Raw genomic sequence first — 18,181 nt, 5'->3', positions numbered from 1 at the left:
CCACGGGCACGCCCAGGCGTACCCGGGCCTACGCGGGGACGTGCACCGTCTCCACCCGGCTGGCCACCAGCCGCTCCCGCTCCCGGCGGGCCGCCTGCTTGCGCAGCCGGAAGATCTGGCTGAGGCCGAGCGCCTGGAGCACGAACACCGCGGAGAACGCGATGCGGTAGTTGTCGCCCGTCGCGTCCAGCAGGACGCCGATCGCCAGCAGCGTGGTCATGGAGGCGACGAAGCCGCCCATGTTGGTGATGCCGGACGCCGTCCCCTGCCGCTCCGGCGGATTCGCGGGCCGCGCGAAGTCGAAACCGATCATCGACGCGGGCCCGCAGGCCCCTAGCACGGCGCAGAGCACGACGAGCAGCCACAGGGGTGCGTGTTCGCCGGGGTAGACCAGTGTCGCCGCCCAGAGCAGCGCCGTCGCGGCCACCGTGCCGAGCGCCAGGGGCAGCCGCGCCGCGTGGTGCCGGGCGACGATCTGGCCGTAGACGAGGCCCACGGCCATGTTGGCCAGGACGACCAGCGTGAGCAGTTCACCGGCCAAGGCCCGGGAGAGTCCCTGTGCCTCGACGAGGAACGGCATGCCCCACAGCAGCAGGAAGACCATGGCGGGGAACTGCGTGGTGAAGTGCACCCAGAGCCCCAGCCGGGTCCCCGGCTCCTGCCAGGACCGCGCGATCTGGCGCCGCACGTAACCCATTCCCTGGTGCGGGAAGGGTTCGGGCTCGTGTCCCTCGGGGTGGTCCTTCAGGAAGACGAGGAGCAGGACGAGGACGGCGACCCCGGCGAGCGCGCTGCCCGCGAACGCCGCCGTCCAGCCGACCCCGTGCAGCAGCCGGGCGATGACGAGCGTCGAGACGAGGTTGCCTGCCATGCCGACGAGGCCCGCGAGCTGGGCGACGAGCGGTCCGCGGCGGGCGGGGAACCAGCGGGTGCCGAGCCGCAGCACGCTGATGAAGGTCATCGCGTCGCCGCAGCCCAGCAGCGCGCGCGAGGCGAGGGCCATGCCGTACGACGGGGAGAAGGCGAAGCCCAGTTGTCCGGCCGTGAACAGCAGGACGCCGATGGTCAGCACCTTCTTGGTGCCGAGCCGGTCGACCAGGAGTCCGACGGGTATCTGCAGGCCCGCGTAGACGAGGAGCTGGAGGATGGAGAAGCCGGACAGGGCCGAGGCGTTGACGTGGAAGCGGTCGGCCGCGTCCAGGCCGGCCACGCCCAGCGAGGTGCGGAAGATGACCGCGACGAAGTAGACCGAGACGCCGATGCCCCAGACGGCGACGGCGCGGCGCCCTCCGGGCGGGTCCCCCGGCAGCGACACGGCGCTCACCGGACCTCGCCCCGGGCCAGGTTGGAGAACCAGCTGACGTGCCGGTGCACGAGTGCGACCGCCGCCTCCGCGTCACCGGAGCGCAGCGCCTGGAGGATCTCCTCGTGCTCGGTGAGCGTTTTGGTGATCCGGTCGGGGTGGGCGTGCATCACGGCGACGCCCATCCGCAGCTGCCGGTCGCGGAGTTGGTCGTAGAGCCGGGCGAGGATCTCGTTGCCGCCGCTGCGGACGATCTCGGCGTGGAAGCAGCGGTCGGTGACGGCGGCGCCCGCCAGGTCACCGGCGGCGGCCTGTGCCTTCTGCTGGGCGAGCAGCTCCTCCAGGCGGGCGATGAGCCGGGGCGGGGCCGGTACGGCCTTGCGGGCGGCGTGCTCCTCGACGAGCTGCCGGGTCTCCACGACGTCCGCGATCTCCTGCGCGGAGACCGGCAGGACGAGGGCGCCCTTCTTCGGGTAGAGCCTGATCAGCCCCTCCACCTCCAGACGGAGGAGCGCCTCTCGCACGGGCGTGCGGGAGACACCGACGGCGTCGGCGAGTTCACCCTCGGTCAGGAGCGTCCCGCCCTCGTAGCGGCGCTCCAGGACACCCTGTTTGACGTGCGCGTAGACGCGGTCGGCCGCCGGGGGCGGTTTCGCTGCGGGCACGCGGGGCGCGGTCGTCCCGGCGGGCACGTCGGACACAGGTGCGACAGGCATGCGCACAGCATAGATACAACACGCACGCATCGTCGCGCCCCGTCCGGATCGCGGACGCCGGGCCGGATGCGGGGAAAGGTGACCCCGCCCGGCGGGGTGTGCAACCATCCGTGCTAATCAGGTGTCAGAGGAGAAGCGGTACTCCCATGTGACCGCGCTCCAGGGGCATTTAAACGTATTCGGGGTATTCAACTTGATAAACGGCATTCAGGGCGTACGCGTTCGCCGCGCTGTCGCCGCGATGATGACGACCGGCGCCGTGGTCGCGGCCGGAGCCCTCGGCGCGGCACCCGCACAGGCCGTCACCAAGCCCACGATCACCGCCAAGGGCGGCTACATGATGAACAACGGCACCGGTGCCAGCCTGTTCACCAAGGCGGCGGACGGCAAGCTGTCCACCGGTTCCACCACCAAGATCATGACCGCCAAGGTCGTGCTGTCGCAGTCGAACCTGAACCTGGACTCCAAGGTCACGGTCCAGAAGGCGTACAGCGACTACATCGTCGCCAACAACGCCTCCTCGGCCCGTCTGATCGTCGGGGACAAGGTCACCGTCCGCCAGCTCCTGTACGGGCTGATGCTGCCGTCCGGCTGCGACGCCGCGTACGCGCTCGCCGACAAGTTCGGCAGCGGCACGACCCGTTCCGCCCGCGTGAAGTCCTTCATCGGCAAGATGAACACCACGGCGCGCAGCCTGGGCATGACGAACACGCACTTCGACTCGTTCGACGGCATCGGCAATGGCGCCAACTACTCGACGCCGCGCGACCTCACGAAGCTCGCGAGCAGCGCGATGAAGAGTGCGACGTTCCGTACGGTCGTCAAGACGAAGACGACCCAGCAGAAGGTGACCACCAAGACCGGTGGGTACCGGTACATGAACTGGTCGAACACGAACAAACTGCTCAGCGAGTACAGCGGCGCCATCGGCGTGAAGACGGGCTCGGGCCCGGAGGCGAAGTTCTGCCTCGTCTTCGCCGCCACGCGCAACGGCAAGACGGTCATCGGCACGGTCCTCGCCTCCACGTCGGCCGACAACCGCACGGCGGACGCGAAGAAGCTGATGACCTACGGCTTCGCCAGCTAGGCATCGCTCCGGGGAATCGCCCCCGGGCAACGAAGGGGCCGGCCGCACACCGCGGCCGGCCCCTTCGCGTCAACGCCGGCGCAGCAGCGCCGCGAACGACACCCAGGCGCCCGGCGTGAGCCGGAGCACGGGCCCACCGGAGTCCTTGGAATCCCGGACGGCCACGACACCGGCCACGTTCAGGGCGACCTCGACGCACTCACCGTTACCGCTGCTGTGGCTGGACTTGCGGAAGTCGAAGTGCGGCACGGTTCACAACTCCTTGCGGATACGTTCGATCAGGTCGACGGAGTCGCGAAGGGCGAGCCCGTTTCTGGCGATCCGCTCGAACGTAACGTTGTGCCGTGCGGCGTCCGCCTCGCTCTCCAGCCACAGAGTAGACGACGTCGTGTCCATGTAGACCACGTCCATCGCCCCGGGTTCCGCGAACGAGACGACGCTGAACGCGCTGGTCATGCCGGGGTGTGAGCCCGCCAGGAACGGCACAACCTGGAGCATCACATTCGGCAGCCGAGCCGACTCCACGAGGCGCCCCAGTTGTACGCGCATGACCTCGCGTCCACCCACCAGTTGACGCAGAGCGCCCTCGCTCACAACTGCCCACACTTGCAGTGGGTTGCTGTCCGTGAGGCGGGCCTGTCGGGCGATCTTCGCCTCGACGAACCGTTCGATCTCGTCCGGGTCGTCCCAGTCGGCGTTGCCGACGGCCAGCGCCCGCGCATAGTCCGGCGTCTGAAGAAGTCCCGGGACGAAGGCGACTTGCCAGGTGCGGACAGCGGTCGCGATGTCCTCCAGGGCCACGTACTCCACGAGAGAGCGCAGCTCCGGGTACTGGTTCCACCAGCCCTTGGCCTTGCGGCGCTCCCGATCTGCCTTGGCCAGGCTCAGGAGCCGGGACACGGCCCTCTCTTCCGTCACTCCGTAGAGATCGCACAGGATCCGGATGTCCGGGTCGCGAAGAGGCACCCAGCCGCGCTCCATCTTGGCCACCTTGGCCGCGGTCGCCGAGAGAGCGGCTGCCGCCTGCGGCTGAGTCAGCCCGGCTTCGTCACGGAGCCGCAGCAGCTCACCACCCAACTTCCGCGCGAGCACGGTCGATACGCGGTTGCCGCGTGTGAACTGGTCTGCCGTCACGTCCGACTTCCTCCTGCGTCGACGTCAGTGTGCAGGCGCCAGACGAGCACCGCAAGGACGGCCGGGGACATATTTCCCCGAGACCGATTGCACAGTAGTCCGAATTGCCGCTACCGTCGGTACTCAATCGCCCACTCAGCGACACCAGTTGGCGGAAGGGCACCGTGCTGCCCGTTCCGGGGCCGCGCGGCCGAGCCACCTCCCCCCACCCACCTGGAAGCCGCCCGGGCATCCGGCCCCGCACGAGGAGGTGCGCTTCCATGTACGGCTCCTGCGATCCCGATCGCCACGCCCCCGCCCCCGCCCGCTACGACGCCGTCAGTTACACCCCGTATCCGCAGAACGTGTCCCTGGCCCGCAGACGGGTGGCCCGGCTCGCCGGTGAGTGGGGGCATCCCGGCGCCGCCGGTGACGCGGCCCTGCTGACGAGCGAGTTGTGCACGAACGCGCTGCTTTACGGGTGCCTGCGGGACCGGCTGTTCCGAGTGGAGACGTCCCTCACCGGGACGGTGCTGCGCATCGCGGTGACGGACCCGAGGGGGGAGCGGATGCCGCAGGCCCGGCTCGCGCGGGACGGTGACCAGTTCGGGCGGGGGCTGTACATCATCGGGATGCTCGCCGAACGGTGGGCGGTGGAGAGCCTGCCGGTGGGCAAGTCGGTGTGGGCGGAGCTGGACGTGGGCCGGCGGCGGCCCGCGTAGCGCGCCGCGGCGGCCGGGAACGACGCGGGGCCGCCTCCGTGAGGAGACGGCCCCGGGTCTGCGCACCGGCCTGGGCTACGCCCAGGTGATCAGTCGCTTCGGCTGTTCCAGGACCGCCGCCACGTCGGCGAGGACCTTGGAGCCCAGCTCGCCGTCGACCAGGCGGTGGTCGAAGGAGAGCGCCAGCGTGGTGACCTGGCGGGGCTTGACCTTGCCCTTGTGGACCCACGGCTGGAGCCTGATCGCACCGACCGCGAGGATCGCGGACTCGCCGGGGTTGAGGATCGGCGTGCCCGTGTCGACGCCGAAGACGCCGACGTTCGTGATGGTGACCGTGCCGCCCTGCATGGCCCCCGGGGACGTCTTGCCCTCGCGGGCCGTGGCGACCAGCTCACCGAGCGACGCGGCCAGTTGCGGCAGGGTCTTGGCGTGGGCGTCCTTGATGTTCGGCACGATCAGGCCACGGGGTGTGGCCGCCGCGATGCCCAGGTTGACGTAGTGCTTGCGCACGATCTCCTGGGCGGCCTCGTCCCAGGACGCGTTCACGTCCGGGTTGCGCTTGATGGCGACCAGCAGGGCCTTGGCGATGAGCAGCAGCGGGTTCACCCGCAGGCCGGTCATCTCCTTGTCCTGCTTGAGCTCCTCGACCAGCTTCAGCGTGCGCGTCACGTCGACGGTGACGAACTCCGTGACGTGCGGCGCGGTGAACGCGGAGCCCACCATGGCCTGGGCCGTGGCCTTGCGGACCCCCTTGACCGGGATCCGGGTCTCCCGGGCACCGTCGTGCGTGACGGCGGGCGCCGTTGCGGGGGCCGGGGTCCCGGCCGGGGCGGGCGCGGGCGCGGGCGGGGCGGCCTGCGGCGCCACCGCCGCGTGCACGTCCTCGCGCGTGATGATCCCGTCGGGACCCGACGGAGTGATCGTCGCGAGGTCGACCCCGAGGTCCTTGGCGAGCTTGCGGACCGGCGGCTTGGCCAGCGGACGCTGCCCGCCGTGGCCGTTCAGCTCGGCCTGGATCGCGGTGGCCGCGTAGTACGTGCCGGGCGGGGCCACGGGCCTGGGCTCCGCTCCCCTGCGGGGGCGGCGCTTGGTGGAGGCCTCGGCGACCCCGTACCCGACGAGGACCGGCGTGCGGCCCTCGGACTTGGGCTCCTCGGTGAGGGGTGCGGGCGCGGCGGGGGCCTGCGCGGCGGGCGCCTCGGGGGCGGGGGCGCCGGCACCGCCGGACACGTCCACGGTGATGATCACCTCGCCCACGTCCACCGTCGTGCCCTCGGGGAAGCGGAGTTCGCTCACCACCCCGTCGTACGGAATGGGCAGCTCCACGGCGGCCTTGGCCGTCTCGACCTCGCAGACGACCTGGCCGTCGGTGACCTGGTCACCGGGCTGGACGTACCACTTGAGGATCTCGGCCTCGGTGAGCCCCTCGCCCACGTCGGGCATCTTGAACTCGCGGAGGCCGGAGGCGGTCTCTGTCATCGTCGTCACGACCTTCTCCCTCAGTACGCCAGCGAGCGGTCGACGGTGTCGAGCACCCGGTCCAGGCCCGGCAGGTACTCGTCCTCCAGGCGTGCCGGCGGGTACGGGGCGTGATAGCCGCCGACCCGCAGGACGGGCGCCTCCAGGTGGTAGAAGCACCGCTCCGTGATGCGGGCGGCGATCTCCGCGCCCGTGCCGAGGAACACCGGGGCCTCGTGCACCACGACGAGCCGGCGGGTCTTCTCGACGGAGGCCTGGACCGTGTCGAAGTCGATCGGCGACATGGAGCGCAGGTCGACGACCTCCAGGGACTTGCCCTCCTCCTGCGCCGCGTCGGCGACCTCCTGGCAGACCTTCACCATCGGGCCGTACGCCACCAGCGTCAGGTCGCTGCCCTCGCGGACGACCCGCGCCTTGTGCAGCGGCCCGGGGATCGCGCTCTTGTCGACCTCGGACTTGTCCCAGTAGCGGCGCTTCGGCTCGAAGAAGATCACCGGGTCGTCGCTCTGGATGGCCTGCTGCATCATCCAGTAGGCGTCGGCGGCGTTCGAAGGGGAGACCACCTTCAGGCCCGCCACGTGCGCGAAGAGCGCCTCGGGGGACTCGGAGTGGTGCTCGACGGCGCCGATGCCGCCGCCGTACGGGATGCGGATCACGACGGGGAGCTTGATCTTGCCGAGCGCACGCGCGTGCATCTTCGCGAGCTGCGTGACGATCTGGTCGTACGCCGGGAAGACGAAGCCGTCGAACTGGATCTCGACCACGGGGCGGTAGCCGCGCAGGGCGAGGCCGATGGCCGTGCCGACGATGCCGGACTCGGCGAGCGGGGTGTCGATGACCCGGTCCTCGCCGAAGTCCTTCTGGAGGCCGTCGGTGACCCGGAAGACACCGCCGAGCTTGCCGACGTCCTCGCCCATGATGAGGACCTTGGGGTCGGTGTCGAGGGCCGTGCGCAGCGATTCGTTGATCGCCTTGGCCAGCGCCATCTTCTCTGCCGCCATGGTTACTTGCCCTCCCCTTCATCGGCGAACGACGCCTGGTAGGCGGCGAACTGGGCGCGCTCCTCGTCGACGAGCGCGTGCCCGTCCGCGTACGCGTTCTCGAAGATCGCGAAGTGGTCCGGGTCCGGCATGGCACGCACCGCGTCCCGCACTCGCTTGCCCAACGCCTCGCTCTCCGCGTCGAGTTCCGCGAAGAATCCCTCGTCCGCGTGGTTTGCCGCCTCCAGATAGGCGCGCAGACGCAGGATCGGGTCCTTCGCCTCCCACGCCTCGCGCTCCTCGTCGGCCCGGTACTTGGTCGGGTCGTCGGAGGTGGTGTGCGCGCCCATGCGGTACGTGTACGCCTCCACCAGGGTGGGGCCCTCGCCGTCGCGGGCCCGCTCCAGGGCCCACTTGGTGACGGCGAGGCAGGCGAGGACGTCGTTGCCGTCGACGCGGACGCCCGGGAAGCCGTAGCCCCGCGCGCGCTGGTAGAGCGGGACGCGGGTCTGCTTCTCGGTCGGCTCGGAGATCGCCCACTGGTTGTTCTGGCAGAAGAAGACGACGGGGGCGTTGTAGACCGCGGAGAAGGTGAACGATTCGGCGACGTCGCCCTGGCTGGAGGCGCCGTCCCCGAAGTAGGCGATCACGGCCGAGTCGGCGCCGTCCTTGGCGATGCCCATGGCGTAGCCGGTGGCGTGCAGGGTCTGCGAGCCGATGACGATCGTGTACAGGTGGAAGTTGTTGCTGTTCGGGTCCCAGCCGCCGTTGTTCACGCCGCGGAACATGCCGAGCAGGTTCGTCGGGTCGACGCCGCGGCACCAGGCGACGCCGTGCTCCCGGTAGGTCGGGAAGACGTAGTCGTCGTCCCGGGTGGCCCGGCCCGAACCGATCTGTGCGGCCTCCTGGCCGAGCATCGAGGCCCACAGGCCCAGCTCGCCCTGGCGCTGCAGCGAGGTGGCCTCCGCGTCGAAACGACGGCTCAGCACCATGTCCCGGTACAGGCCGCGCAGCTCCTCGGGGGTGATGTCCGCGACGTACGCGTCGTACGTCGCGTCCTTGACCCGCTTGCCTTCCGGGGTCAGCAGCTGGACGAGTTCCGGCTCGGCGCCCGGGGCCGCCTTGGCGGCCGCGCCGGTGCGCTTGCTCGCGGCGGTCTTCGTACCGGCGCTGCGTCGCGGCTTGCGCGCGGCAGTGCTCTCCACGGTCACGTGTGCTCCTCCGTCGGTCCGGCCCCCGGGGTTGCCGGGTGGCCAGTGCGGCTCGCCTGATCCCGATCCCGTGCACGGGGTGGGTGCCACTCGGCCGGGAACAGACGTGACAGGTGCCCCGGCGAGCGCCCTGCAACAAGCACGTTACCCAGTGCTCCACATTTCTGTGAAACCCCACCTGACCTGCGATTTTGCTTGGATTTCCAAGTACTTTGCACGAGGGTTCCCAAGTGAATCGCCCGAGCCGGGGACATGCGCTGGTCACAGCCTTGCAGGGGGCCGGAACACCGGCACGTTATCCCGGTCACCCCTGGCACGGGAAGGGTTCACCTCAAGCGGGTATTCCGACCCTGTGTGAAACTGGCCCCGTGCGCGAAGACGGGAAAATCACCGTATTCCTCCTCGACGACCACGAGGTGGTGCGCCGGGGCGTCCATGAGCTGCTCTCCGGGGAGCCCGACGTCCAGGTGGTCGGCGAGGCCGGGACCGCGGCCGACGCCCTCGTGCGGATTCCGGCCACCCGGCCGGACGTCGCCGTGCTGGACGTACGGCTTCCGGACGGCAGCGGCGTCGAGGTGTGCCGCGAGATCCGCTCGCGGAACGAGGACATCAAGTGCCTGATGCTGACGTCCTACGCCGACGACGAGGCCCTGTTCGAAGCGATCATGGCGGGCGCCTCGGGCTACGTCCTCAAGGCCATCCGCGGCACCGAGCTGCTGGCCGCCGTACGTGACGTCGCGGCCGGGAAGTCCCTGCTCGACCCGGTGGCCACGGCACGCGTGCTGGAGCGGTTGCGCGACGGGGGCGGCCCGAAGACCGACGACCGGCTCGCCCACCTCACCGACCAGGAGCGCCGCATCCTCGACCTGATCGGGGAGGGACTCACCAACCGCGCGATCGGCGAGCGGCTGCATCTGGCGGAGAAGACGATCAAGAACTACGTGTCCAGCCTGCTGTCCAAACTGGGCATGGAGCGCCGGTCCCAGGCAGCCGCCTACGTGGCGCGCCTACAGGTGGAGAACGACCGGCGCTGACGCGTCCATCCGGACCTGTGGCCCCTCCTCCCGGGGCGGGCGACCCTTTCCCGCCGCCCCCGGGTGCCACAGATTGGTGGGCATGCCCACCGACGAACAGCTCGCCGTGGACCTCATCGGCCGGGTCTCCCACGGCCGCGCGGCCACCACCATGCGCGCGCTGCCCTTCCTCGCCCTCGCCCGCCACATCGTGGCGGACGGCCGCGTGCTGCTGCGCCTGCACCGGGGCTGCGGACACCACCTGGCCCGCACCGGCGGCGTCGTCGCGTACGGCGCCGACAACCTGGGCTGCGCCCGGCCCGGCGAGAGCCTGTGGTCCGCCCAGATCGTCGGTCACTGCACGGGCGTCGAGCCGACCCCGGCCCAGCTCGAGCGCTTCGGCCCCGGCCCGCGTCTCGTCGACGGCGAGCCGTTCGACCCGGTCCACCTGGCGATCGAGCCGCGGTTCGCCACCGTGCACACCGCCGATGGTGCCCTGGAACGTCGATTCCAGCACATCCTGTGACCGAAGACGACTGTCTGTGACAAGCGCGAGGTCAGCGCTCCGTCCCGTGCCCTAGCATCTGGCGCGTGCCGCGCCCATCTGTACCACCCCCTATGACTCACGCGCCCCCCTTGGGTGCCCTTCTGCGCCGTTACGCCGCCGGGTCCGTGCTGACCTGCGAGCCCGTCGACCAGGGCCTGCTCAACCGCGGTTACCGGCTCCGCACCACCCGCGGCCGCTACTTCCTCAAGCACCACTTCGACCCCGAGACCGCCGACCCGGCCGCCATCGTCCGGCAGCACCGCGCCACCCAGCGCCTCGCGGACCTCGGCGTCCCGGTCGCCCCGCCGCTGGCGGGCACCGACGGCCGGACGGTCGCGGTCGTCGGCGGCCACGCCTACGCCCTGCACCCCTGGATCGACGGCGGGCACCGCCACGGCGGCCAGCTGGCCACCGACCAGTGCCGACGGCTCGGGGCGCTCCTGGGGGTCGTACACGCGTGTCTGGAGCGGGTGATGCCGCCGGACGGGCGGCCGCCGGAGAAGCCCGCGGACGGCGCCGATCCGGCGGACACCTTCGCGCTCATCGACGACCTGCTCGCGCACGTGCGCCGGCACCGCCCGCCGGACGCCTTCGACGAACTGGCACGGCGCCGGCTCCTGGAGCGGCGGACCCTGCTGGAGGAGCACGCCGGCCGGCGGCCGCCGCGGGGCGGCTCGGTGGGATGGGTGCACGGCGACTTCCACCCGTTCAACCTGCTCTACCGGGACGGCGAGCCCGCCGCGATCGTCGACTGGGACCGGCTGGGCGTCCAGCCCCGCGCCGAGGAGGCCGTCCGCGCCGCGGTGATCTTCTTCCTCCGCCCGGCCGGCACCCTCGACCTGGCCAAAGTGCGTGCCTACGCGCGCGCGTACCGGCGCGCGGCGGGCGCCTCCCCCGCCGAGCTCGCGGCCGCCGCGCACCGGGTGTGGTGGGAGCGCCTCAACGACTTCTGGATGCTGCGCTGGCACTACGAGCGCGGGGACACCCGCGCCGACCCCCAGTTCCCGGCGGCCTCGGCCCTGGTGGCGTGGTGGACCCGCGAGTACGACGCGGTGCGCGAGGCGTTCGCGGGCTGAACAGCGGGGGAGCCGGGGTCAGGAAGCAGCACGCGCGCGTGGAGCCCGTTCCGGGCCGCACGCGCGCGTGGTGGGGAGGCAGCCTGGTGTCAGAGACCCTCGGCGCCCGTGGTGTCCTCTTCGCCCGACGGCTCCGGCGACTCCACGGGGGGAGGCGACTCCGCGGGCTCCGAAGGCGTCGTCTTCGTCGGCGGCACGTTGCTGGGCGTCGTCTTCGAGGGCTCGTCCGACGGCTGGCTGCTCGGGGTCGCGGACGGCCTGTACGACGGCGAGTACTCCTCACCGGTGCCCGTACCCGTGCCGTCGTCCGTGGAGTCCTCGGTCTCGCGCTCCGTGGCCTTGTCGCTGGGCTTCTTGCTGGAGTGCTTGTCCTTGGTGGCCGAGGACGTGGGCGAGTGCGTGGTGTCGGTGCCACCGGTGCCGCTGCCGGTGTTGTTCAGCGCCAGTGCCACACCCGCCGCGATGGCGATCACCGCGAAGACCGCGAGGATCCACAGCTTGCCGCGGCCGCTGCCCCGGTTGCCGTGTCCCTCGAAGCCCCCGTCGTCGCCGCCGGACTGCGGCAGCAGCGGCGAGGGGATCTGCGTGGTGCCCGAGTCCCCGAGGTTCGGCAGCATGCCCGCGCCCGCGAAACCGGCCGCCGGGGTCTGCCGGCCCTCGTGCACGGTCACCGGGCCGGTGTTCCAGGTGCCGGTGTGGCCGCCCTGGTCGTACAGCATCTGCAGCGCGTACTGGACCAGGCCGCGCATCTCCTCGGCGGTCTGGAACCGGTCGTCGGGCTCCTTCGCCAGGGCGCGCATCACGAGTCCGTCGAGCTCCGGCGGCACGGTGTCCGAGACGGACGACGGGGGCGCCGGGATGTCCTGCACGTGCTGGTAGACCACGGACAGCGGCGTCTCACCGGTGAACGGGGGACGCAGCGCGAGCAGTTCGTAGAGCAGGCAGCCGGTCGCGTACAGGTCGGAGCGGTGGTCGACGGCCTTGCCGAGCGCCTGCTCCGGGGAGAGGTACTGCGGGGTGCCCATGACCATGCCGGTCTGGGTCATTGTCGACTGCGCGCCGTGCAGGGCGCGCGCGATGCCGAAGTCCATCACCTTCACGGCACCCGTGTCGGTGATGATCACGTTGGCGGGCTTGATGTCGCGGTGCACGATGCCGTGCTGATGCGAGTACGCCAGCGCCTCCAGGACACCGGAGACGATGATCAGCGCCTGCTCCGGCCCGGGGGCCTCGGCGTTGAGCAACAGGTCGCGGATCGTGTGGCCCTCGACGATCTCCATGACGATGTACGGCACGACGCCGTGGCCGACGTTGTCCTCGCCGGAGTCGTACACGGCGACGACCGCGTGGTGGTTGAGTCCGGCCACCGACTGGGCCTCGCGCGTGAAGCGGGCCTTGGAGACCGGGTCCTCGGCCAGGTCGGACCGGAGCAGCTTGACCGCCACGGTGCGGCCGAGACGTACGTCCTCGGCGGCGAACACCTCGGCCATACCACCCCGGCCGAGTCTGCGGGTGAGCCGATACCGGCCATCGCCGACCAGCCCGCCGTTACCCCACATCTCCGGCGCATCTGACATACCGCCGCCAGTCGCCTCGGGGTCGGACGGGCCCTGAGCGCGCTGCTGCTGTGCCATCAGTCCTCGCCGTCGTTTCTGCCCGCGGTCTGCGCGGTGGTTGTTACGGTCTCCGTCGGGCCACGCTACAGGCTCCGCGCAAGGCGCCGGTCCGAGTTGGATTCGAGATGGACCGGTCATGAAACCCGCAGCGGGTCCCCGGGGGCAAATCCTGTGTACCGGCCGTACAACACCTGTAACGCTTCCGCGACGCTTCCTTCGCGTACGGTCACGGAACGGGCACCGAGCTTGACGTGTCCGTGCCCTCGGGCAGACTTGGCCGGGAATAGCACATTGGATCACTGAGGACCGATCGCGGGACGCGGGAGCACACCAGCCGCTGCCACCGCGCCGATGGGGGACGCAGAAACATGAGCCAGGACGGCGCACAGGGCCGGTACGCGGGGCGTGCGGTCGCCGGCGGGCGCTACCAGCTGCGCGACTTGCTCGGCGAAGGCGGCATGGCCTCGGTGCACCTCGCGTACGACTCGGTGCTCGACCGGCAGGTCGCGATCAAGACACTGCACACCGAGCTCGGCCGCGAGCAGGCCTTCCGCGAGCGGTTCCGCCGCGAGGCGCAGTCGGTGGCCAAGCTCACGCACACGAACATCGTCTCGGTCTTCGACACCGGCGAGGACGACCTCGACGGCATGACGACGCCGTACATCGTCATGGAGTACATCGAGGGCAACCCGCTCGGCTCGGTCCTCGACGCGGACATCCAGCAGTACGGCGCCATGCCCGCGGACAAGGCCCTGAAGATCACCGCGGACGTGCTGGCCGCCCTGGAGATCAGCCACGAGATGGGCCTGGTCCACCGGGACATCAAGCCGGGCAACGTGATGATGACGAAGCGCAACGTCGTCAAGGTGATGGACTTCGGCATCGCCCGCGCCATGCAGTCCGGGGTCACGTCGATGACCCAGACCGGCATGGTCGTCGGCACCCCGCAGTACCTCTCGCCCGAGCAGGCCCTCGGCCGGGGCGTCGACGCGCGCAGCGACCTGTACTCGGTCGGCATCATGCTCTTCCAACTGGTCACCGGGCGGCTGCCGTTCGAAGCGGACTCACCCCTGGCCATCGCGTACGCGCACGTCCAGGAGGAGCCCGTCGCGCCCTCCTCGGTCAACCGCTCGCTGCCGCCTGCCGTGGACGCCCTGGTCGCCCGCGCGCTGAAGAAGAACCCGAACGAGCGCTTCCCCAGCGCCGAGGCGATGCGCGACGAGTGCCTGCGCGTGGCCCAGTCGCTGCACGCCACCGCCCCGAGCATCGTGCCGGGCGCCCAGACGCCCAGCGGCGCCGGCGTCGGCTCCGCCGTCTTCCCGCCGGTCGACCAGTCGGCCCCGGCCCCCACGGGCCCGGTCCAGACGCCGTACCAGCCGGGCCCCTACAACCCGCAGACGCCGGCGGCCCCGCACACCCCGGCGCCGTCGTACGGCTATCCGCAGCAGGGCGGCTACCAGGCGCCGCAGACCGCGGCGTACTCCCAGCAGCACGGCTCGTCGACCGCGCCGCCGTACAACCTGACGCCCCACTCCACGGCGCCCGGCAACTCCGGCGGCCGCAAGAGCAACAAGGGAATGATCATCGGCTCCGTCGTCGTCGCGCTCGTCGCGGCAGGCGGTCTGATCACGGCGCTCACGCTGAGCGGCGGCGGTGACGACGACAAGGGCGGCGGCGACTCCACCGGCTCCGCGTCCGCGTCCGCGGTCCCCGGCCACAAGGGTCCGGACACCACGAAGGTCATCGAGACCACCAAGTGCACGGAGCCGGACGAGTCGTACAACGACCCGGACAAGGTCAGGGTCCCCGACTTCACGTTCAAGAACCTCAAGTCCGTCAAGTCGTGCTTCCAGGCGGCCGGTTGGCAGCTGGACGTCAAGAAGGTGGATGAGAACACCTACGGCGAGGACACGGTCATGGACCAGTTCCCGTCCGCGGGCACGGACGTGGACCCGAAGGACATGCCCGAGATCGAGCTGAGCGTCTCGTCGGGCGACCCGGCCTGACCGGCCGCTGAAGCCGTCGTCGGCCGCCGGCCGACGCACGAAGGGCCCGGCACGGGAAGTGCCGGGCCCTTCGCGGGTACCACGCCGGGTCCGTCCGGCCGGCGGGTCCCGGGGGTTACAGGTACGGACCGCCCGAGCGGCCGATCGTGCGCGGGTCCTCCTCGTCGTCACCGCCGCCTACGCCCGGCGGCAGGGCCCTGCGCATCTGCTCCAGCTGCGCCCTGGCCGCCATCTGCTGGGCGAACAGGGTCGTCTGGATCCCGTGGAAGAGCCCTTCCAGCCATCCCACCAGCTGGGCCTGCGCGATGCGCAGTTCGGCGTCGCTCGGCGTCCCCTCGTCCGTGAAGGGGAGGGAGAGCCGCTCCAGCTCATCGACCAACTCGGGCGCCAGGCCGTCCTCCAGCTCCTTGACCGAGCTGGCGTGGATCTCCTTGAGCCGCACCCGGCTGGCCTCGTCCAGAGGTGCCGCGCGCACTTCTTCCAGCAGCTGCTTGATCATGCTGCCGATGCGCATCACCTTGGCGGGCTGTTCCACCATCTCCGTCACCGGGACCTCGCGGGAGTCCTGGTTCCCGGCACCACCGGCGCCGCCGAGAGGCAGTCCGTCCTCACCTACGACCAGGATCTGGGGGTTCTCCGGCGACCGTTCGTTCCTCGGCATCTCCATTGCGCCATTGTCTCGCACCCGTCCGCCTCATCACGGTGTGCCCCCTGCGGAGGGTGGTCCTCCGGTCGGCCCCCGACCGGATGCCGGGATCGTCCCGTCATGTGAGGCTTGTTCCGTTGATCTTGGCGACTCTCGCACCGGGAGGGGGTCACGGACGTGACTCCAAGGCTCCGCACACAGCGGCGGCGCGGCCCCGCGCCGTCCATGGCGGGACTGGCACTGCTGCTGACCCTGTCGGCCGGTGTCACCACCCAGATGTCGTACGCGGCCTCACCCCCGGACGAGAGCGGGTCCCGGCCCTCCCCGTCCGTCTCGGTGTCCCCCACGCCGACGACGACGGCGTCCCGTGTCCCGGCCGCCGACGCGTCCCGCGCCGGGAGCCAGGCGGGCGAGGGCCGCAAGCGTCCGGGGCGGGAGGAAACGGCACCGCGGGACGAGGACTCGGCACCGGTGTACACGGACCGCGACCCGGACAGCCGTCAGCGACCCGAGCGCCCGGCCAGGCCCGCCGGCCGGCCCGACGCGGACTCCGCGGACTCCTCGGACTCGGCGGACGGCGGGGACTCCGTGGACGGCACCGCCCACGCGGACGCCACGGAGGGCTCCGACACCGCGGACAGTGACAGCGCCCCGGAGAGCGCGGTCGCCTCCGAAGCGCCACGGGACACGGAGGGGCAGACGCCCTCCCCGGCCCCGGCCGGTCCGTCCGTCACGCGGTCCGCGCCGCAGCAACCCGTGCTGCGCCTCCTGCCGCTGGGCAGCGGGCTGATCCTCATAGGCTGCGGCCTGGGACTCGCCTTCTTCGCCCTGCGGGCCCGACGCGCCTGAGCGACGCCGGTCGGCGGTCCTGGCCCGGGGGCCCGGACGGCAGGCGTTCGCGGACCGGGACCGGCCGGCACTGGACGGCGCCGGGTCACATGACCGGCCCGGGGGCCTGGACAGCACGGGGCGCGGGGGCCAGGGCAGCACCGGGGCTCGCGGGCCGGGACCGGCCGGCACTGGACGGCGCCGGGTTCGGTTGACCGGCCCGGGGGCCGGGACAGCACGGGGGCCGGGACCGGCCGGCACTGGACGGTGCCGGGTTCGCGCCGGGACCGGCGGGGCCGAGCACGGTGCCAAGATCACAGTCCGGGCCCCGGGGGCCCTGGACCGCTTGGGGTTCGCAGGCCGGGAACCGGGCAGGCCCTGGACGGCGCCGGGGTCGCAGTACTGGCCCGGCGGCCCGGACGGTGCCGGGTTCCGCGGGCCGCGGACCGCGCCGGGTTCGCCAGGTCGGCGCGCGGACGGCACCCGGTTCGCGCGGCCGACCCGGCGGCCCGGACGGTGCCGGGTTCGCGCCGGGACCGGCGGCCCGGACGGTGCCCGGTTCCGCGGGCCGCATCGGGTTCGCCAGGTCGGCGCGGCGCGCCAGGTCCGCGGGCGGTCACCGGCCTCGCACGCAGGCCCGGACGGCACCCGGTTCGCGCGGCCGACCCGGCGGCCCGGACGGTGCCGGGTTCGCGCCGGGACCGGCGGTCTGGACGGTGCCGGGTTCCGCGGGCCGCGGACCGCATCGGGTTCGCCAGGTCGGCGCGGCGCGCCAGGTCCGCGGGCGGCCACCGGCCTCGCACGCAGGCCCGGACAGCACCCGGTTCACGCGGCCGACCCGGCGGGCCTACGGCACCACCAGCAGCACCTTGCCGATGTGGCCGCTCTCCTCCAACACCCGGTGGCCCGTGGCCGCGTCGCTCATCGGGATCTCCCGGTCCACGACCGGCCGTACGTGACCGCCGGAGATCAGCGGCCACACGTGCTCGCGCACCGCGGCCACGATGGACGCCTTCTCGCCGAGGGGGCGGGCGCGGAGCGAGGTCGCGCTGACCGCGGCCCGCTTGCCGAGGAGCGTGCCGATGTTCAGCTCGCCCTTGACGCCGCCCTGCATACCGATGATCGCGAGCCGCCCGTTGACGGCCAGCGCCCGGACGTTGCGGTCCAGGTACTTGGCACCCATGTTGTCGAGGATCACGTCGGCGCCGCCGCCGTCGGTGGCCCGCTCGATCTCCTCGACGAAGTCCTGCTCGTGGTAGTTGACGAGGACGTCCGCACCGAGGTCGGCGCAGAACCGCAGCTTGTCCTCGGTCCCCGCCGTGACGGCGACCTTGGCGCCGACCGCCTTCGCCAGCTGGATCGCCATGGTGCCGATGCCGCTGGAGCCGCCGTGCACGAGCAGGGTCTCGCCGGGACGGAGGTGGGAGATCATGAAGACGTTGGACCAGACGGTGCAGGTCACCTCGGGCAGCGCCGCCGCCTGTCGGAGGTCCAGTCCCTCCGGCACGGGCAGCAGCTGACCGGCCGGGACGGCGACCTTCTCGGCGTAGCCGCCGCCCGAGAGCAGCGCGCACACCTCGTCCCCGACGGCCCACCCGGACACGCCGGGCCCCAGGGCGGCGATCCGCCCGGAGCATTCGAGACCGGGGTACGGGGACGCGCCCGGCGGGGGGTTGTAGAAACCCTGCCGTTGCAGCAGATCGGCTCGGTTGACGGCGCTGGCCACCACGTCGACCAGGACTTCGCCCTCCCCGGGCTCCGGGTCCGGGACCTCGTCCCACACCAGCGCCTCGGGTCCACCAGGTTCGACAATCGTGATCGCTCGCATGCCGCGAGGC

Annotated in this window: 17 protein-coding genes; 7 read left to right on the top strand and 10 right to left on the bottom strand. The window is 71.7% G+C overall.

What is annotated here, in order from left to right:
- Positions 1–28 precede the first annotated feature (28 nt).
- Both AC0ZLC_RS18695 and AC0ZLC_RS18690 read right to left on the bottom strand, forming a co-directional pair.
- Positions 29–1,324 carry an MFS transporter gene (locus tag AC0ZLC_RS18695; RefSeq protein ID WP_476753087.1) on the bottom strand — a complete coding sequence of 432 codons (1,296 nt, stop codon included), beginning with the start codon at positions 1,322–1,324 and terminating at the stop codon, positions 29–31.
- The gene (locus AC0ZLC_RS18690; protein WP_476753086.1) at positions 1,321–2,019 is read right to left on the bottom strand and encodes a GntR family transcriptional regulator; all 699 of its coding nucleotides are present in this window, start codon (positions 2,017–2,019) and stop codon (positions 1,321–1,323) included. Before AC0ZLC_RS18690 ends, AC0ZLC_RS18695 begins: the two co-directional genes overlap by 4 nt.
- 241 nt (positions 2,020–2,260) lie before the next feature.
- On the opposite strand from AC0ZLC_RS18690, the gene AC0ZLC_RS18685 reads away from it, so the two are divergent.
- Positions 2,261–3,106, top strand: coding sequence for a D-alanyl-D-alanine carboxypeptidase family protein (locus AC0ZLC_RS18685; protein ID WP_476753085.1), 846 nt, complete (start codon positions 2,261–2,263; stop codon positions 3,104–3,106).
- Between the two features lie 69 nt (positions 3,107–3,175).
- On the opposite strand, the gene AC0ZLC_RS18680 is transcribed toward AC0ZLC_RS18685, so the two are convergent.
- Both AC0ZLC_RS18680 and AC0ZLC_RS18675 read right to left on the bottom strand, forming a co-directional pair.
- Positions 3,176–3,355, bottom strand: coding sequence for a DUF397 domain-containing protein (locus tag AC0ZLC_RS18680; RefSeq protein ID WP_476753084.1), 180 nt, complete (start codon positions 3,353–3,355; stop codon positions 3,176–3,178).
- A gap of 3 nt (positions 3,356–3,358) precedes the next feature.
- On the bottom strand, positions 3,359–4,240 hold the full coding sequence (locus AC0ZLC_RS18675; RefSeq protein WP_476753083.1) for a helix-turn-helix domain-containing protein: 882 nt from the start codon (positions 4,238–4,240) through the stop codon (positions 3,359–3,361).
- 260 nt (positions 4,241–4,500) lie between these two features.
- On the opposite strand from AC0ZLC_RS18675, the gene AC0ZLC_RS18670 reads away from it, so the two are divergent.
- Positions 4,501–4,941, top strand: a complete 441-nt coding sequence (locus tag AC0ZLC_RS18670; RefSeq protein WP_476753082.1) for an ATP-binding protein — start codon at positions 4,501–4,503, stop codon at positions 4,939–4,941.
- A gap of 75 nt (positions 4,942–5,016) precedes the next feature.
- On the opposite strand, the gene AC0ZLC_RS18665 is transcribed toward AC0ZLC_RS18670, so the two are convergent.
- From AC0ZLC_RS18665 to pdhA, 3 genes are read right to left on the bottom strand one after another with little or no spacing between them, the layout of a single operon-like run.
- A complete protein-coding gene (locus AC0ZLC_RS18665) occupies positions 5,017–6,429 on the bottom strand; it encodes a dihydrolipoamide acetyltransferase family protein (RefSeq protein ID WP_476753081.1) in 1,413 nt (470 codons plus the stop codon).
- Positions 6,430–6,440: 11 nt separating this feature from the next.
- The gene (locus AC0ZLC_RS18660) at positions 6,441–7,421 is read right to left on the bottom strand and encodes an alpha-ketoacid dehydrogenase subunit beta (protein WP_476753080.1); all 981 of its coding nucleotides are present in this window, start codon (positions 7,419–7,421) and stop codon (positions 6,441–6,443) included.
- Between the two features lie 2 nt (positions 7,422–7,423).
- Positions 7,424–8,611, bottom strand: coding sequence for a pyruvate dehydrogenase (acetyl-transferring) E1 component subunit alpha (pdhA, locus tag AC0ZLC_RS18655; RefSeq protein ID WP_476753079.1), 1,188 nt, complete (start codon positions 8,609–8,611; stop codon positions 7,424–7,426).
- A gap of 368 nt (positions 8,612–8,979) precedes the next feature.
- On the opposite strand from pdhA, the gene AC0ZLC_RS18650 reads away from it, so the two are divergent.
- The 3 genes from AC0ZLC_RS18650 to AC0ZLC_RS18640 all read left to right on the top strand — a co-directional run bounded on the left by AC0ZLC_RS18650 (position 8,980) and on the right by AC0ZLC_RS18640 (position 11,247).
- Positions 8,980–9,645, top strand: coding sequence for a response regulator (locus tag AC0ZLC_RS18650; protein ID WP_476753078.1), 666 nt, complete (start codon positions 8,980–8,982; stop codon positions 9,643–9,645).
- An 82-nt stretch (positions 9,646–9,727) separates the two neighbouring features.
- Positions 9,728–10,150 (top strand): pyridoxamine 5'-phosphate oxidase family protein, encoded by a 423-nt coding sequence (locus AC0ZLC_RS18645; RefSeq protein ID WP_476753077.1) that lies wholly within the window; start codon positions 9,728–9,730, stop codon positions 10,148–10,150.
- Between the two features lie 92 nt (positions 10,151–10,242).
- On the top strand, positions 10,243–11,247 hold the full coding sequence (locus tag AC0ZLC_RS18640) for a phosphotransferase (protein ID WP_476753076.1): 1,005 nt from the start codon (positions 10,243–10,245) through the stop codon (positions 11,245–11,247).
- Between the two features lie 89 nt (positions 11,248–11,336).
- Here AC0ZLC_RS18640 and AC0ZLC_RS18635 read toward each other — a convergent pair whose 3' ends face one another.
- Positions 11,337–12,881: a protein kinase domain-containing protein gene (locus tag AC0ZLC_RS18635; protein ID WP_476753075.1), complete on the bottom strand. Its 1,545-nt coding sequence runs from the start codon at positions 12,879–12,881 to the stop codon at positions 11,337–11,339.
- Positions 12,882–13,231: 350 nt separating this feature from the next.
- Between AC0ZLC_RS18635 and AC0ZLC_RS18630 the strand changes: the two genes are divergently transcribed.
- Positions 13,232–14,869, top strand: coding sequence for a protein kinase domain-containing protein (locus AC0ZLC_RS18630; RefSeq protein ID WP_476753074.1), 1,638 nt, complete (start codon positions 13,232–13,234; stop codon positions 14,867–14,869).
- A 115-nt stretch (positions 14,870–14,984) separates the two neighbouring features.
- Here the strand turns inward: AC0ZLC_RS18630 and AC0ZLC_RS18625 are convergent, their stop codons facing one another.
- Positions 14,985–15,536, bottom strand: coding sequence for a bacterial proteasome activator family protein (locus AC0ZLC_RS18625; protein ID WP_476753073.1), 552 nt, complete (start codon positions 15,534–15,536; stop codon positions 14,985–14,987).
- Between the two features lie 156 nt (positions 15,537–15,692).
- Between AC0ZLC_RS18625 and AC0ZLC_RS18620 the strand changes: the two genes are divergently transcribed.
- Positions 15,693–16,364: a hypothetical protein gene (locus AC0ZLC_RS18620; protein WP_476753072.1), complete on the top strand. Its 672-nt coding sequence runs from the start codon at positions 15,693–15,695 to the stop codon at positions 16,362–16,364.
- Between the two features lie 826 nt (positions 16,365–17,190).
- Here the strand turns inward: AC0ZLC_RS18620 and AC0ZLC_RS18615 are convergent.
- Entirely contained in the window at positions 17,191–18,171 is a 981-nt protein-coding gene (locus AC0ZLC_RS18615) for an NAD(P)H-quinone oxidoreductase (protein WP_476753071.1), read from the bottom strand.
- Between the last annotated feature and the right edge of the window lie 10 nt (positions 18,172–18,181).

The sequence above is a fragment of the Streptomyces sp. GLSS-08 genome, from assembly GCF_056387915.1.
This window is presented reverse-complemented; position numbering and strand designations above follow the sequence as displayed.

Coding starts and splice junctions, on each gene's coding strand:
- AC0ZLC_RS18690 (WP_476753086.1), bottom strand. CDS start 2,019: ATGCCTGTCGCACCTGTGTCCGACGTGCCCGCCGGGACGACCGCGCCC.
- AC0ZLC_RS18685 (WP_476753085.1), top strand. CDS start 2,261: ATGATGACGACCGGCGCCGTGGTCGCGGCCGGAGCCCTCGGCGCGGCA.
- AC0ZLC_RS18670 (WP_476753082.1), top strand. CDS start 4,501: ATGTACGGCTCCTGCGATCCCGATCGCCACGCCCCCGCCCCCGCCCGC.
- AC0ZLC_RS18660 (WP_476753080.1), bottom strand. CDS start 7,421: ATGGCGGCAGAGAAGATGGCGCTGGCCAAGGCGATCAACGAATCGCTG.
- AC0ZLC_RS18645 (WP_476753077.1), top strand. CDS start 9,728: ATGCCCACCGACGAACAGCTCGCCGTGGACCTCATCGGCCGGGTCTCC.
- AC0ZLC_RS18640 (WP_476753076.1), top strand. CDS start 10,243: ATGACTCACGCGCCCCCCTTGGGTGCCCTTCTGCGCCGTTACGCCGCC.
- AC0ZLC_RS18635 (WP_476753075.1), bottom strand. CDS start 12,881: ATGGCACAGCAGCAGCGCGCTCAGGGCCCGTCCGACCCCGAGGCGACT.
- AC0ZLC_RS18630 (WP_476753074.1), top strand. CDS start 13,232: ATGAGCCAGGACGGCGCACAGGGCCGGTACGCGGGGCGTGCGGTCGCC.
- AC0ZLC_RS18625 (WP_476753073.1), bottom strand. CDS start 15,536: ATGGAGATGCCGAGGAACGAACGGTCGCCGGAGAACCCCCAGATCCTG.
- AC0ZLC_RS18615 (WP_476753071.1), bottom strand. CDS start 18,171: ATGCGAGCGATCACGATTGTCGAACCTGGTGGACCCGAGGCGCTGGTG.